Here is a 14761-nt window from a genome sequence, read left to right as displayed (position 1 = left end):
TCCTGGAGAGCCTCGCTGATGACGTCGACGTTGCTGGGGGAGGGAACGGCTCGGGTTGCAGCCTGGGCCGGGATCGCTGCTGACGACATCAGGGCCAGCGCCATAGCGCCGACGCTTACACACTTGATGAGTGATTTCTTCACACAGTGATCAACTATGCAGGGCTTCCAGAGTTACGCCCCTTCGGTCATCGTGCACCGGCTGGAGTAGGCCGCTACATGGGCCCCGGCAGCTCGGGCTCATCACAAGGCGCCTTGGAAGGCAAGCCGTTGCACTTCTGAGGCACACCACGAATCGGCACCCGCATCTCCCGCCTCGAAGCACTGAGGCCCACCGCCTGACGGCGACGGGCCTCACCCAAGGGGCCAGGCATTAACCAACAGAGTCACACGGCCGCGCCCCTTCGCGCACCGGCCCTCCACGGCGCGGCCGGTCATCCCCGGCGCGGCGCCGGTCATCCCGGGCGGTCACCCGTCGTACGTACCGACCGTCGATCCCCGGCCCCGCCCACAGCGGGTGCCGGGGCGCCGGGGGGACCGCCCTACGCGCCCGCCACCCCGGCGAACTCCAACAGGTCGCGGGCGTACTCCAGACGGGGCCGGTCGATCATCTCCCCGTCCACGCGGACAGCGGCGCCCTCGCTGTGGGCGGCCTGGTCAAGCACCCGACGGGCCCAGGCGAGCTGCTCCGGCGCGGGGCCGTAGGCAGCGTTCACGGCGGCCGTCTGCGCCGGGTGGATGCAGAGCTTGCCGGTGAATCCGCCCGCCCGGCTCGCGTCCGCTTCGGCGCGCACCGCGGCGAGATCGTCCAGGTGCATGGCGGGTCCGTCGATGGGACCGCGCAGCCCCGCCGCCCGGCTGGCGATCACCAGCCGGGTACGCGGGTAGGCCCACGCTTCGGGCGCGTCGCCCAGTCCGGTCTCACGGCGGAAGTCGGCGACGCCGAAGGCGAGGGCGAAGGTCGCCCTCGCCTGGGCGATGGCGAAGGCGTTCTCCATGCCGAGCGAGGTCTCGACCAGGGCGACGACGGGTGTTCCCGCCGGCAGCAGGGCAGCCGTCGCGGAGACGTGCTCGGCGTGCTCGGCCTTGGGCAGCATCACTCCGACCAGGGACGGCAGGCCGGCGACGGCCTCCAGATCGTCGCACCAGTGTTCACTGGTGCGGTCGTTGATCCTGACCCATACGGGTGCGCCGACGGCGCCGCGCCGGGTGAGCCGGTCGCGGGCGAACGCCTTGCGGCCCGGGGCGACGGCGTCCTCCAGGTCGAGTACGACCGCGTCCGCTCCGGGCCTGCCCGGGCGCGTGTTCGGGAGGCTGTCCGGGTGGCTGTCCGGGTGGCTGTCCGGGTGGCTGTCCGGGCGCGGGTAGCGCTCGGGGCGGTCCGCCGGGGTGAACAGCCACGAGCGGGCCTGCCGGGGTCCGAGGACCATCACATCCCCCCGCGGGTGCCGGGGGTGGTGAGCCGCAGGTCGGCCCGGACCGCGTGCCGTCCTTCGGACAGCGTGGTCTCGACCCGGTCGGCGAGCAGGCCGACGATCGCGAGTCCCCGACCGCATTCCCCGGTCGGCCGGTTCGCCGATGCGGACCGCCGGACGGCGGAGAGGCCGCCGAGGTCGCATACGTCGATGCGGAGCGTCGCGCCCTCCAGGGAGAGCCGCATGGCCAGCTCGGCGCGCCCGTACTGGGCCGCGTTGGCGCCCAGTTCACCGATGATCAGGACGGCGGACTCGCGGTCCGAGGCGGCCACGCCCCAGGAGCCCAGCAGGGCCGAGGCGAAGTGACGCACCTCGGAGACCATGTTCTTCTCGGCGGCCACGCAGACCACACCCTGACGGGACGCGGTGCGCGCGGGCGCCGATGTGCGGGCCGCCTCGGGAGTGCCCGCCCGGAGCGCCGGACCCGTTGCCGGGTGGCGGTTCCCGCAGGATCGCGAAGCGTCGACGGTGCTGTTGGTACCCATGACGCAATCCTCGGACCGCCGCCTCGCCCTGTGAAATGACGCGTTTCCGGCGACTTCATGCGCTTCACGCATCACCCCAGGTGACGGGGTGGTGCCGAGCGGTTCACTCCTCGCCGTGCTCCGCGGTGGAGCGGATGTAGTCGTAGAACCGAGCCACCACCTCCGCGCGCGGCCCCCCGGCCGGCACGATCACTCCGATCGTCCGGAACGCCCCGGGGTCGGTGAGCGGTACGGACACGGTGCGCCCGTGGTGAGCGGTCACGTCACCGGTGGCGGGCACCACGGCGACCCCGAGCCCGGAGGCCACGAGTGAGCGCAACGTGCTGAGCTCCGTGGACTCCATGACGATCCGCGGCGTGAAGCCCGCCGCCTCGCACAGCCGGTCGGCCACCTGGCGCAGGCCGAATTCCGGTTGCAGTGCGAGGAACGACTCGGTGGCGAGCTCGGCCACCTGCACGCGGTCGCGGGACGCGAGTTGGTGGTCGGCGGGCACGAGGAGGACCAGCCGCTCGTCCCGGAGCGGTGTCCAGTGCAGAGAGTCGTCCGCGGGGCGCGGGCTGGTGACCCCGAGGTCCAGCCGGCCGCGCCGCACCCCGTCGACGACGGCGTCCGCAGCGCTCCCTCTCAGTTCGAACGTGGTCGCGGGGGCGATCCGGTGGTACCCGGCGAGCAGTCCGGGGACCAGCCAGGTGCCGTAGGAGTGAAGGAAGCCGAGGGCGATGGTGCCGGTGTCGGGATCGATCAGCGTGGCGATGCGCTGTTCGGCGCGGTCGATCTCGCTGATGGCGCGCACGGCGTGCGCCCGGAACACCTCGCCGTACTTGTTCAGGTGAAGCCGGTTCTGGCGGCGGTCGAACAGCGGCACGCCCACCCGCTTCTCCAGGCGCGCGAGCGCCCGGGACAGGGTGGGCTGGGCGATGTTGAGGCGCTCGGCCGCGGAGGTCACGTGCTCCGACTCGGCAAGAGCCACGAACCACTGCAACTCTCTGATCTCCATGAGGCACACCCTATGTGCGGTACGGGATCCGGCCGTGGCAGCCGCCGGACACGAGGACCGTGTTCACCGCCGGCCGCCGGGCCACAGGCGCTGCGACGTCCCCGGCCGGGCGCTGCCCGGCGCGACCTCGGGGGAGTGGGCCGGCGCAGCGAGGGTGTGCAGACCGGGGCCGCTGAGGGAACCGGCGCGGTCGACCATCAGTACGCGCAGGCACCGCTCGGCGGCCGCGTCGGCCGGTGTGACGACGACCAGGCACTGTTCGGCCCCGTCCAAGGTGGCCAGGGTGTCGTAACGCACCGCCAGGTCGCCGACGGAGGGATGTCTGATCCGCTTGGCCCCGTGGGCCCGTTGCCTGACCGTGTGGTCGTCCCACCACTGCGCGAACTGCGAGCTGCCCGCACGCAGTTCCCCGATCACCTCCACCAGCCGGGGGTCCTCGTGGTGGCGCCCGAGAGTGGCTCGCAGATTGCCCACCGTCTCCCGGGCCACATGAGCCCAGTCCAGCTGCATGTCCCGCACGCGGGGCGACAGGAAGAGCATGCGGGCCACGTTGTCCGTGTCGCCGCTGCCGAAGTCCTCGCCGAACAACGCGGCGGCGGCGCTGTTGTGGGCCAGGACGTCGAGCCTGAAGTCGACGACGTAGGCGGGAAGGAGCGGGATCCCGGCCAGCAGGACGCGCAGCGACTGGCTCACCGGCAGACGCACGGGGCGGGGCCGGGGCGCCGGTACCCGGCCCCGGGCGATCACGTGCAGGTGCTCGCGTTCCACGGACGACAGGCGCAGTGCCCGCGCCAGGCCGTCGAGCACCGCCGTGCCGGGCTCGCCCGCCCGACCCTGTTCCAGCCGGACGTACCACTCCACGCTGACGGCCGCCAGCTGGGCGACCTCCTGGCGCCGCAGTCCCGGTGTGCGGCGACGCCCCAGGCTCGGCAGGCCCACGTCGTCCGGCCGCAGCCGCGCCCGCATGGCACGCAGGAACTGTGCCAGCTCCTCGTTCCGCTCTGTTCGACGATCCACCACACCCCATCATCACCCGACACCACGGCCCGCTGTCCACGGCGCAGCATGGCACCGCGGATACCACCATCCGCACGGCCTTCCAGGGTGCCCGCCCGGGTGCGGACCATCGATCCACCACTCACCGTCTCCAGGAGGAACCGATGAAGAAGTCCCTGCTCACCGGCGCTGCCGCGGCCGTCGTCGCGGGTGTCGCACTCACCGCGGGCGTGGCCTTGACCGCTCCCGAAGGACACAAGGCCGCCGGACCCGCGACCGTTCGGACGGCCTATGGCTACTCCGAGATCCGCAAGGGCGTACCCGATTCCGCGCAACGATTCACGGTGACGAGCCCCGACGTGAGCGACGGCGGGGAATTCCCGGCCGACACCTGGGCCGACGCCTTCGGCTGCACCGGAGGCGACCGGCAGATTCGGCTCTCGTGGAGGGACGCGCCGCGGACCACCCGCAGTTTCGCGATCACCATGTTCGATCCGGACGCGCCCACCGGAGCCGGATTCTGGCACTGGCTCGTCTGGGACATCCCCGCCGACCGGACCGGTGTGGACTCCGCACTGCCGGCCGGGGCGGTGGCCGGCACCGCGGACTCCGGAACGAGCGGGTATCTGGGACCCTGCCCACCGAGCGGCGACATCGCGCACCACTACGAGATCAACGTCTACGCGCTGGACGTGCCGACGCTCAACCTGGCCGCGACCACGCCGCCCACCGTCGCGGCCTTCACCATGTCCGGCCACGTCATCGGGCAGGCGCGGATCACGCCCACCGCCCGCCGCTGACCACCCCCGAACTCGCCTCCCTGAGGCAGGGGGACGGGCGCGGAGGTTCGAGGCCGCGGTGGTCGCCGCGCCCCTTCCGCGGCATGGTGCAGGGCGTCGGGGGCCTGTGCCGGGTGTGGTTCGAGGTTCAGCCGAATCGGGATGCGCTGCTCTGCGCGACAGTTGCATACTCGCCGGATGGCCTTGTTCTCCGGTCGGTTCCGGGATCCGCGCAGCAGCGAGTACGACTTCATCAGCTCGATCATGGTGCGATGCCCCGGTTGCGCGAAAGCCGCTCGTGTCGTTCCGGCGCCCGAAGACTCCGATCCCGGCGGTCGGATGCTGTTCAGGCCGCGACGTCTGGTCTGCGGTGGCTGCGGGCTGTCACGGGTGTGGAGCGGTCGTCTCGTCACGCTCTCCCGTGGAACAGCTCAACCCGCGACGGATCCGTACTTCGGCATCCCGCTGTGGCTCCAGGTTGAAACCCGGCATGGGTGGTTGTGGGCCCATAACCTCGAACATCTCGACCTGATCCGCCGTTTCGTGCAGGCGTCGCTGCGAGAGCGGGCGCCCTGGTACGACACGAGACAGAAGATGACGTTGGTGGCCCGCCTTCCGGCATGGATCAAGCGGGCGAAGAACCGGGACGAGGTCCTGCGTGCCGTCAGTCGGGTCCACGCCTCACTGGCTACCGACTGAGCTGCTCAAGAGCATGGGTACGGACGCAGGCTCGTCGCGCACGGAGCAGGGTAAGGACTGGCGCTGCTGGCCGTGACTTCGTGCACGGTGGCTTCGCCACCGGGACCTGCGCCGCCGAAATCGCAGCCGGCGCAGGCCTCACCCACAGCGTGGCGAGCCGTATCAGGAGAAGCCAGGCGAGCAGCCCCGCCTGTTCGTCTTCCTTGCCGTCGTCATCCCGCAGCCCGCAGCCCGCAGCCCGCAGCCCGCATCCCGCAGCCCGCAGATCAGAGCGGTCACCGCCCGAGGCGAGGCCGCGCCGGTGCCTGACCTCGCGGCTTCGACGCCGATACGCGCCCGAAGGCCCTTTGTGGCAGGCGGCGTCCACGGAACCGCATTGCGAGGTGAATGGCGTTCACCTATGGTGGTGAACGCCATTCACCTTCAAGGGGGGTTTCGCGGTGCCCACTGGTTCACCATCCCCATCCACCGATCGCCGCGTCATGGCCGTTCTGGCGGCGGGAGGCATCGTCACGACGCTGGTGCAGACCGCCGTCGTGCCGCTGCTGCCCCAGTTGCCTCGGCTGACCGGCGCGGCGCCGGTCGACGTCGGGTGGGTGGTCACGCTCACGTTGCTGACCGGGGCGGTCGCGACGCCGTTGCTGGGGCGGGCCGGGGACATGTACGGCAAGCGGCGGATGCTTTTGGTCGCGCTCGGTGCGCTCGCCGCCGGGTCGCTGGTGTGCTCGTTGGCCTCCACCCTCCCTTGGCTCTTGGCCGGCCGGGGGTTGCAGGGGGTGGGGGCCGCGGTGGTGCCGCTGTCGATCAGTTTCCTGCGGGGCGTGCTGCCGCCGCATCGGACGGGTTCGTCGGTGGCGCTGATGAGTTCGACGGTGGGGATCGGTGCTGCTCTCGGTCTGCCACTGGCCGCGCTGCTGGTGCAGTTCGCGGACTGGCATGCGATGTTCTGGGCGATGACCGTGCTCTCGGCGGCGGTGCTCGTGCCGGCGTGGTGGGTACTGCGGGAGGAGCCGGTTCGGTCGCCGGGGCGCTTCGACCTGATCGGGGCGTGCGGGCTGAGTGCGGGGCTGGTGCTTCTGCTGCTGGCGTTGTCCAAGGCGGGTGAGTGGGGGTGGGGCAGTCGGCGGGTCCTGGGCCTGTCGGGGGCGGCGCTGCTGATCCTGGCGGGGTGGACCGTCCAGCAGCGCCGGGTGTCGCGGCCGCTCGTGGACGTGCGGCTCGCGATGCGTCCGGCGGTTCTGCTGCCGCATGTGGCCGCGTTGTTGGCCGGGTTCGCGTTCTACGCCAACTCCCTCGTGACCGCGCAGCTCATCCAGACGCCCCGGGCCACCGGGTACGGTCTGGGACTCTCGGTGGTGGCGGCGGGTGCGTGCCTGCTGCCCAGCGGTGTGATCATGGTGTTGTGCGCCTCCTTGTCCGCCCGCCTGTCCGCCGCCCGTGGGGCCAAGGCCACGCTGACGCTGGGCACGGTGGTCATCGCGGCCGGGTACGGGCTGCGCTTCGCCGACAGTCGGCAGTTGTGGGCGGTCATCGCCGGTGCGGCCGTGGTGTCGGTCGGCACGGCGCTCGCCTACTCCGCGCTGCCCATGCTGATCATGCGGGCGGTGCCGCTGGAGCAGACCGCCGCTGCGAACGGCCTCAACGTCCTCATGCGCACCATCGGGCAGGCCCTGTGCAGCGCGGTGATCGCCACCGTGCTGGCGCAGCACACCCGCGTGTTCGCCGGCGCTTCGGGCGAGGCGGTGGCGGCGCCTACCCTGGACGGGTACCGCGTGGCCTTCGCCGCGGCGGGGGCGGTCGCGTTGCTGGCCTGTGCGGCCGCCCGCCTCATCCCGCGCCGACCGAGACCCGCGCCGTCCCCCCTCCAGGAGGCTGAACACGATGCCCGGCCCGAGCTCCGCCTCCCCCCGCAGCGGCCGCCCGCGAAAGACGTCCAGGAATCCGCCGGCACCGGCGCCGGCACCGCCGACGCCCGTCCCGGCACCGGACCGGGCGGCACGACCGCGTGACGCCGACGCGCGGCGCGCGGAGATCCTCGCCGCCGCCCGGCGCGCGTTCGCGCGCCATGCCTACGCCGACACGACCATCGGCGCCATCGCCGATGACGCGGGCGTCAGCCCGGCGCTCGTGATGAAGTACTACGGCTCCAAGGAGCACCTTTTCAACCAGGTCTTCACCTTCGACGCCGACGCCACCGCCCTGTTCGACGCCCCTTTGGACGGGCTCGCCCGGCACATGGTCCTGCACCTGCTCGCTACCCAGCGCGGCCAGACCCGCGACCCGATCCTGCGCATCGCCTTCTCCCGTCACCACCTGGAACTCGGCGGACAGGCCCGGGCCAACTTCCGCACGCAGGTCATCGACGCCCTCGCCGCCCGACTTCCGGGGCCGGACGCCGCGCTACGAGCCGAACTGGCCATCGGCGTCCTGCTCGGACTCGGGGCCCTGTACGCGACCGTCCAGGCCGACCGACTGACGGGCCTGGCTCCCGACGAAGTCGCCGATCTGTACATCCCGCTCCTGCAACCCCTGCTCGACGGCGAGGCTCCGGCGCGTCGCTGACCGGTACGTTCCGTGAACCACCCCGGTGATCTTCCGCCGGGTACGCTCGCTCGCAGCATTGAATCCGGCGTCAGAGGTGCACGCTCCGGCGTGCGTTCCCGGACGCGCGCTTTCCGAACACTGGAGGTTCTCGTGGCCAAGGGCTACTGGGTCAGCGTCTACCGCACCATTTCCGATCCCGAGAAGCTGGCTGCCTACAACGAGCTGGCCGCTGCGGCCGTCAGCGCCGGAGGCGGACGGACCCTCGCCCGCGGCGGGCGGGTCGTCGCCCACGAGGACGGCGTCGCGGAGCGCGTCATCCTGGTCGAGTTCGACAGCTTCGAACAGGCCGTCGCCGCACACGCCGGTGAGGCGTACCAGCAGGCGCTGCACGTCCTGTCCGACGCCGTCGAGCGCGACTTCCGCATCATCGAAGGCGTTTGAGGTGAGTCGGTCGCCGGTGGGGACGCCTACGTGATCACGCCGGTCCGGGCGAGGACAGGCACGCCGACCGGCTCTCCGGCCATCCGGGGAGCCGGCCTCGGTCACCTCCTAGGGGGTGACTGCTAGGCCGATCCCGTCCGAAACACCGCGACCGTCCCGTTCGCCGTATCGACCGCGTACACCTTCGCCGTGGTGTTGTTCGCGGCCAGCGCCCCGAACTGGCGAGACGTGCCGAGCGGAGCCCCCGTCAGCAGCGTGCTGCCGTCGACGATCCCGACGCCGCCCGGCGGCGGGCCGGCACCGACACCCTGTTGCGCGACGAAGATCCTGTTGAAGTTCTTCAGCGTGGTGAGCTTGTGCGCCTGGTTCCCGATGGCGGTCGACGCTCCGCAGACCGGTGCCTGCCCCGCGACCGTCGTTCCGACGATCTTGTCGATGCGGCCCCCGGTGCCGCCGCAGTTCGCACCACCGCTCACGTGGACGTAGACCGCCCCCGCCGCTGAGTTGTACACGGCGGAAAGGGTCGAGGTGGGCGTTCCCACCAGGTCGTTGATCGCTGTCGAACTGCCGTCGCCGGGATTGATGACGATCGTGGTCGCAACGCTCTTCCACGGGCCCGAGGGCTTCTCGGGGTCCGGAACGCACCTCTTGGCGAGGAGGTAGACCAGGTTGCGGCCGGGGTCGACGGCGACGCTGCCACGAGCGCTCTGTCCCACGAGGACGTTCCCGCCGCCGCTGCAGCCCGACTTCGTCGGGAACCACGTCACGACGGAGGCGGCGCGGGCCTGCGCGTCGATGCGGAAGAGGCCGATGCCCGCCGCGCGGCCGTCGCCGGTACCGAGATTCATCTTTGCGAGGTACACGGCGTGGTGCACGGGGTCAAAGGTGAAGTCCACGCCGATGCTCTGGCCCACGAGTCCCCCGTCGGGCAGAGGGATCGCGGTCGCCGACGAGCTGCCGGCCGGGATGTAGGCGACCGCCGAGTTGCTTCCGGTGCCGCCGGCGACGTAGACGTCGCCGTTCTCGGGGGAGACGGCCAGACCGCTGACGGTCGTCGTGTAGCCGCCGACGTAGGTCACTTGGTTGGCCCGGGTCGTGTCGATGACCGCGACGCCGCCCGTACCGCCGACGTAAACCTGGCCCGTGCCGGGGTTGACCGCGATGCGGCTCGGGTTCGACACGACGCCGGAAACGCTGATCGGAGGACCGATCGGGGCGTCGGTCCTGCCGTCGATCACGGTCACGTCGTTGCTGCCGCCGGCCACGACGTACACGCGATCTGCCTTCTCGTCGACCGCGAGGTCGGTCGGGTTGGTGCCCGCCGGGATCGCGTCCGCCGCGCGCTCCGTCGGTGTGGAGTTGTCGTACAGCGTGAAGGACGACTTCTCGCCCCGGCCGCACTTGTTCTCCTCGCCGACCACCACCGTGTTGTAGACCGGTTCGCCGGCCAGCAGCCCGTCGGCCTTCAGGTCATCGACCGTCCCGTAGTGTCCGCGCTTCGCGCAGTAGGACTCCTGCGCTGTGCGCAGGGTGGCCGCGTCCGCGGCGATCGCGTTCTCGCGGCCCTTGTCGCCGATGCCCCTGACGGAGAACACCACGATGAGGGAGAGTACGCCGAGGATCACGATGACCACGAGCAACTCGATGAGCGTGAAGCCGTCCTGGCGTCCGGCGCGCAAGGGGAACGGGCGATGGTCCGATGTCATGGCAGTGGGGGCTTCCTTCGATCGATGGGTCACGTTCGGCCCGAGCGCACGCGCGAGCCCTTGCCGCGTCACGGTGTTCCCCGTCGTACGGGCTTGACGTCCTTCGGTCCCGGCAGGTCCGGGCACGCGATGCCCTTCCCGTCGCCGTCAAGGCGATTCGGGTCGTCAGGCTGGAAACGCAGGACGGCCTGTGCGTCCGCCTGGCTCGCGAAGTCCGGGCAGTCGTAGGCGTCGTTGCCGTAGCGCAGGAAGTAGCGCGCGTCGAAGGACCGCTCCGGTTGCGGGCAGCCCGCGCTGCGGGTGTCGCCGGGACCGCATGCGACCTTGCGCGTGACGCCGGCAACCCGTTTGGTGTCGCGCGGTTCCGGCAGCCCGCGGCAGGCGATGCCGGCTCCGTCGTCAAGGTGGTTCGGATCGCCGGGGTCGGCCCGCAGCACCGCCTGGGCATCCGCCTGACTGGCGAAATTGATGCACTCGAAGGCGTCGCCGTGGGTGGCGTACTCCTTCGCGTCGAACACCTTGCCGTGGGGGCAGAGCGCGGTGCGCTGGGTGCCCGGCGTGCACCACGCGGGGTCGGAGTTCCGGGCCGAGGCGGCCGTACCCGACCCACCGCGCACAAGCGTCACGGCGACCAGGGCCACCGCGGCCACCCCGAGAACCAGCACACCCCACCTGATCGCGCGCGAGCGCGAGAGTCCCCTCAACCGTGCCATGTCTCGTCTCTGCCCCTCGTGCCGCCAGCCCTTCCTTGCGTCATGCAGCGGGCCGACGGCACTCGGCCGCCGGCCCGCTGCAGGCTGGATGTGTGCATTACATACAGAGCCAGCACGGTTGTCAATCATTGACTACTTGGTGGCTGGGTGAGCACCATCTAGCGTGTGCGGCACCTTCAGGCCGGGAAACCACGCAGATGCCCAGGAGTTCCCGGACATTCGCTCACTCCCACCAGCGGGGTGCCCTGTGCGGCAACCGCCGCCCATCAGATTCACGAGGAGTAGCAAATGCAACGAAAGTTCAGGCGCAGCGGGAGCCTTCCGAACCCCGGCCGCACTGCGATGCACCGGGTGCGGAGCGCGTTCGCGGTGGGTGCCCTCGCGACGGCGCTGATCGCCGCCGCGGCGCCCGCCGGGTTCGCCACGACGGGTTCGGAGGTCGGCATCGCGAACAACATGTACCCCGCGGTCAAGCAGATGAAGGGTCAGGTCGAGTCGCTCGGATCGTTCACGGCGTTCACGGCGAACGGCGCATCGCAGATCGGCGGCTTCTGGAACAAGCCGGCGATCGATACGTCCACGATGCGGGGGATCACGTCGGGGAGCCTGCGTCAGCAGCTGAAGAGCGCCGGCCCCTACACCACGTGCAATCCGTCGTCGTCGAACAACTGCGTCAACGGGCCGTTGCACATCGACGCGTTCCTGTCGGCGGACCAGGCCAACGTGGACGCCGTGATCCCGACCGCGGATGGCGGGACGTGCACGGCGAGCGGGAGCGTCGAGTGCAACGGCACCATCGACAGCAAGCACGCCGTGGCGATCGGGCACCTGGCGATCTACAGCTGCAGCGGCAGCTGGGCGGGTTCGACCAAGGGCGATGACCCGTCCAACGCCGGCAGCCCCCCGCTCGCGTTCGGCGCGGACGTCAACGGCAGCGGCAACGGCAAGGCGCAGTCGCCCCGGTGCGATGCGTCGGCGATCGCCGGCGGCGCGCCCACGACGATCTCGGGCGTGGTGAGCTGGCTCGCGACGAGCGGGCACCGGATCGCGGTGGCCGACCCGGCGTCCGCCCCGTTCGGTGCGGCGTCCAAGCAGGCCCTGATACAGAACGGGTTCACGTGGGTCGCCAGCGGGGCGGGTCAGAACGTGTTCACGGGGAGCGCGTGCGACAGCGCGGGTACGGCGTGCAAGGTGCGCCTTGAATCGGGGATCAGCCAGGTGCGCGGCGCGGTGACGGCGAACGCGGGCGGGAACACCCAGCTGGGTCTCGTCGCGAAGTCGAACATCGTGAACGTGAGCTGGACGTCGAGTTCGCTGAACGGCACCACGGGCAATGATCCCAACACGTGGACCGAACTCGATTCGAGCGCGTACTCCGGCTACGGAGACATCGAGCAGTACGGCGTCGCCCTGAGCGGCGGCAACGCCGGCGCGGCGGCCGCCTGGGAGGCCTTGTTCACCAACACCTGGGACACGGACTCCACCATCCAGTCGACCCTGGCCGCCTACGGCTACTAGGCGACCCGGAGCACTGGGCAACGGACCGCCGGCGGGCGCGGACACCGCCCGCCGACGGTCCCGGCCCGCCCTTCCGAGGCGGCTGGACCATGCGCAGCGCGTACGTCGCAGAGGTTGTCGACTGCTAACTCGCTCAGTCATCAATCGCTGACCACCAGGCCCGGTTCGCATCGGTACCGGCCGGCTCGTCACTGTGCGCTTCGGCGGTCCCACGGCCGGAGCGCCTCACCCACTCTCATTCATCCAGCCCTGAGGAGGGCCCCGCCCATGAACAGATCGACACGTCGGTGCCTTGCGCCGGACGGCCGCTCGGCCACAGTCACGCACGGCCGCCCAAGACGGGTTCCCACGCTCGTCCTCGCGGTGGCGACCGTCGTGCTGGCCGCCAGTCCGGCCTCGGCGGCCGTCAGCGATCCGACCGCCTTCGGCACCGCGGTGAACCTCGACAACGACGGCCGCGGCAGCTCCGCCGTCGCGATCGGAGATCTCGACGAAGACGGCACACCGGACCTCGTGACGGCGATCCGTGCCGAGGGCCTGGGCGTGTTCCTCGGCTCCGGCGGCGGCAGCTTCGGCGCCGTGACGAAGTACGCGGCGCCGCGCACCGTGTCGAGCGTCTTTCTCGGCACGGCAGTGATCCGCGACGTCAACGGCGACGGTCACGAGGACGTCATCAGCCAGGAATCGCGCGGCAGCGTCGCCCTGGTCTGGCTCGGCGACGGCTCCGGCGCTCTCGGCGCCGGAGCGGCGGTGCAACTCAACCCCACGCCCGGGTGCGACACCTCGGGCGACAACCCTTGTGTCGCGCGCTTCCCGACGGACGTCGCCGTGGGCGACTTCGACGGGGACGGCACGCCGGATCTCGCGACGTCCAACGCGAACACGAACAACGTCTCGGTCGTGATCGGCGACGGCGACGGGACGTTCGGCGCTGCGACGCAGTTCGCACTGGGCGGGGGTGCCGGCCCGCAGGGCATCGCGGCCGCCGATCTCGGCGGAGACGGGCACCTGGATCTCATCACGTCCAACTCGTCGACCGGCACGCTCTCCGTGCTGTCGGGTGACGGACACGGGGGCTTCGGCGCCGCGTCGAGCGTCTCGGCCGGTGTGGCGCTGCCGTCCAAGCTGCGGCTCGCCGACGTCAACGCCGACGGCAGACCGGACGCGGTCATCGTGGCGCCCGGCACGCCAGGACGCGTCGCCGTTCTGCTCGGCGACGGCACGGGCGGGTTCGGCACCGCGAGCGTGCTGTCGGCGGGGAAGAACCTCAGCTCCGCGTCGGTGTCCGACCTGAACGGTGACGGCCACGCCGACCTGCTCGTGTCCAGCACCGTCTCCAACGAGGTCGTGGTGCTTGAGGGCGACGGCACGGGTGCGTTCGCCGGCCCTCTCGCGTTCGGGCTGGGCGCCGGTAGCAACCCGCAGGCCACGGCGGCAGCCGATCTCGACGGCGACGGGCGTCCCGATGTGGTCACGGCCAACAGCAACAGCTCGGCGACTTTCGTCAACGACGCGTCGGTGCTGCTCAACACGACGAACCGGCCGCCGGCGGCCGCGAACGAGTCGTACGGCCACATCGGGGCGGACACCCCGCTCGTCGTCGGTGCTCCCGGCGTCCTCGGCAACGATACGGATCCCGACGGCAACACGCTGACGGCGTCTGTCGTGAACGGGCCGGCGCACGGCACCCTCACGCTCAACCCGGACGGCTCGTTCGCCTACCAGCCCGCCGGCGCCTACGTCGGAAACGACAGTTTCACGTACGAGGCGACTGACGGCACGGACGACTCGAACGTCGCGACCGTGACGATCGGCGTCTCGGCGGGCTGCCACGGTCTCCCCGCCACGATCACCGGCAACGGGGTCCTGAACGGCACGAGCGGCGCCGACGTGATCGTGACCGGCAACGGGAACGACAGCGTCAGCGGGAACGGCGGCAACGACACGATCTGCACGTTCGGTGGCAACGACGCCGTCTCGGCCGGAAGCGGCGACGACCACATCGACGGCGGTGACGGCAACGACGCCATCAGCGGCGGTGACGGCAGCGACGTGGTCTCCGGCGGGACCGGCAGTGATGCGCTCTCCGGCGGCGCCGGCAACGACACCGTGGTCGGCGGCGCCGACAGTGACACCCTCGCCGGCGGTAGCGGCACGGACGTCTGCGCCGGCGACGCCAACGGAGGTCCGACGCTCCCGGGCACGGATGCGATCGCGGCCGGAGGCGCCTGCGAGACCGTCATCGAGGTGCCGTAGCCGTAGCCGTAGCCGACGAGCCGGTTACGGCGGGGCGGCTGCTCACGAGACGCCGACGTGCGTCGAGGGCTCGGCGATCGTGATGACGCGATCGCCGAGCCCGTCTCGTTGGCACACGGCCGTCGGTGAGGTGGTTGCCGCGTTCAGGACGGC

Annotated in this window: 13 protein-coding genes; 7 read left to right on the top strand and 6 right to left on the bottom strand. The window is 71.2% G+C overall.

Going from position 1 to position 14761, the window contains the following annotated elements; translation table 11 throughout:
- Window positions 1-541: 541 nt before the first annotated feature.
- The 4 genes from AB0M92_RS19935 to AB0M92_RS19920 form a co-directional block, all read right to left on the bottom strand.
- Window positions 542-1429 (bottom strand): CoA ester lyase, encoded by an 888-nt coding sequence (locus AB0M92_RS19935; protein WP_366103546.1) that lies wholly within the window; start codon window positions 1427-1429, stop codon window positions 542-544.
- Complete coding sequence (locus AB0M92_RS19930) at window positions 1429-1959, bottom strand: ATP-binding protein (protein WP_366103545.1); 531 nt, start codon at window positions 1957-1959, stop codon at window positions 1429-1431. Before AB0M92_RS19930 ends, AB0M92_RS19935 begins: the two co-directional genes overlap by 1 nt.
- Window positions 1960-2062: 103 nt before the next feature.
- Window positions 2063-2956, bottom strand: coding sequence for a LysR family transcriptional regulator (locus tag AB0M92_RS19925; protein WP_366103544.1), 894 nt, complete (start codon window positions 2954-2956; stop codon window positions 2063-2065).
- 63 nt (window positions 2957-3019) lie between these two features.
- Window positions 3020-3973, bottom strand: coding sequence for a helix-turn-helix transcriptional regulator (locus AB0M92_RS19920; RefSeq protein WP_366103543.1), 954 nt, complete (start codon window positions 3971-3973; stop codon window positions 3020-3022).
- 143 nt (window positions 3974-4116) lie between these two features.
- Between AB0M92_RS19920 and AB0M92_RS19915 the strand changes: the two genes are divergently transcribed.
- The 5 genes from AB0M92_RS19915 to AB0M92_RS19895 all read left to right on the top strand — a co-directional run bounded on the left by AB0M92_RS19915 (window position 4117) and on the right by AB0M92_RS19895 (window position 8415).
- Window positions 4117-4752, top strand: a complete 636-nt coding sequence (locus AB0M92_RS19915; RefSeq protein WP_366103542.1) for a YbhB/YbcL family Raf kinase inhibitor-like protein — start codon at window positions 4117-4119, stop codon at window positions 4750-4752.
- 177 nt (window positions 4753-4929) lie between these two features.
- A complete protein-coding gene (locus tag AB0M92_RS19910; RefSeq protein WP_366103541.1) occupies window positions 4930-5430 on the top strand; it encodes a hypothetical protein in 501 nt (166 codons plus the stop codon).
- Between the two features lie 482 nt (window positions 5431-5912).
- Window positions 5913-7439, top strand: a complete 1527-nt coding sequence (locus AB0M92_RS19905) for an MFS transporter (RefSeq protein WP_366103540.1) — start codon at window positions 5913-5915, stop codon at window positions 7437-7439.
- 22 nt (window positions 7440-7461) lie between these two features.
- Window positions 7462-7992, top strand: coding sequence for a TetR family transcriptional regulator (locus AB0M92_RS19900; protein WP_366103632.1), 531 nt, complete (start codon window positions 7462-7464; stop codon window positions 7990-7992).
- A gap of 132 nt (window positions 7993-8124) precedes the next feature.
- A complete protein-coding gene (locus AB0M92_RS19895; RefSeq protein WP_366103539.1) occupies window positions 8125-8415 on the top strand; it encodes a DUF1330 domain-containing protein in 291 nt (96 codons plus the stop codon).
- Between the two features lie 122 nt (window positions 8416-8537).
- Here AB0M92_RS19895 and AB0M92_RS19890 read toward each other — a convergent pair whose 3' ends face one another.
- Window positions 8538-10121, bottom strand: coding sequence for a prepilin-type N-terminal cleavage/methylation domain-containing protein (locus AB0M92_RS19890; RefSeq protein ID WP_366103538.1), 1584 nt, complete (start codon window positions 10119-10121; stop codon window positions 8538-8540).
- 68 nt (window positions 10122-10189) lie between these two features.
- A complete protein-coding gene (locus tag AB0M92_RS19885; protein WP_366103537.1) occupies window positions 10190-10762 on the bottom strand; it encodes a hypothetical protein in 573 nt (190 codons plus the stop codon).
- 360 nt (window positions 10763-11122) lie between these two features.
- Between AB0M92_RS19885 and AB0M92_RS19880 the strand changes: the two genes are divergently transcribed.
- The gene (locus tag AB0M92_RS19880; protein WP_366103536.1) at window positions 11123-12352 is read left to right on the top strand and encodes a hypothetical protein; all 1230 of its coding nucleotides are present in this window, start codon (window positions 11123-11125) and stop codon (window positions 12350-12352) included.
- Window positions 12353-12715: 363 nt separating this feature from the next.
- Window positions 12716-14608, top strand: coding sequence for an FG-GAP-like repeat-containing protein (locus tag AB0M92_RS19875; protein ID WP_366103534.1), 1893 nt, complete (start codon window positions 12716-12718; stop codon window positions 14606-14608).
- The last annotated feature ends 153 nt before the right edge of the window (window positions 14609-14761 follow it).

The organism is Streptomyces sp. NPDC051582, assembly GCF_040681715.1.
Classification (GTDB): domain Bacteria; phylum Actinomycetota; class Actinomycetes; order Streptomycetales; family Streptomycetaceae; genus Streptomyces.
Note: the sequence above shows the minus strand (reverse complement) of the source record. Positions and strands in the feature narration are given on the sequence as shown.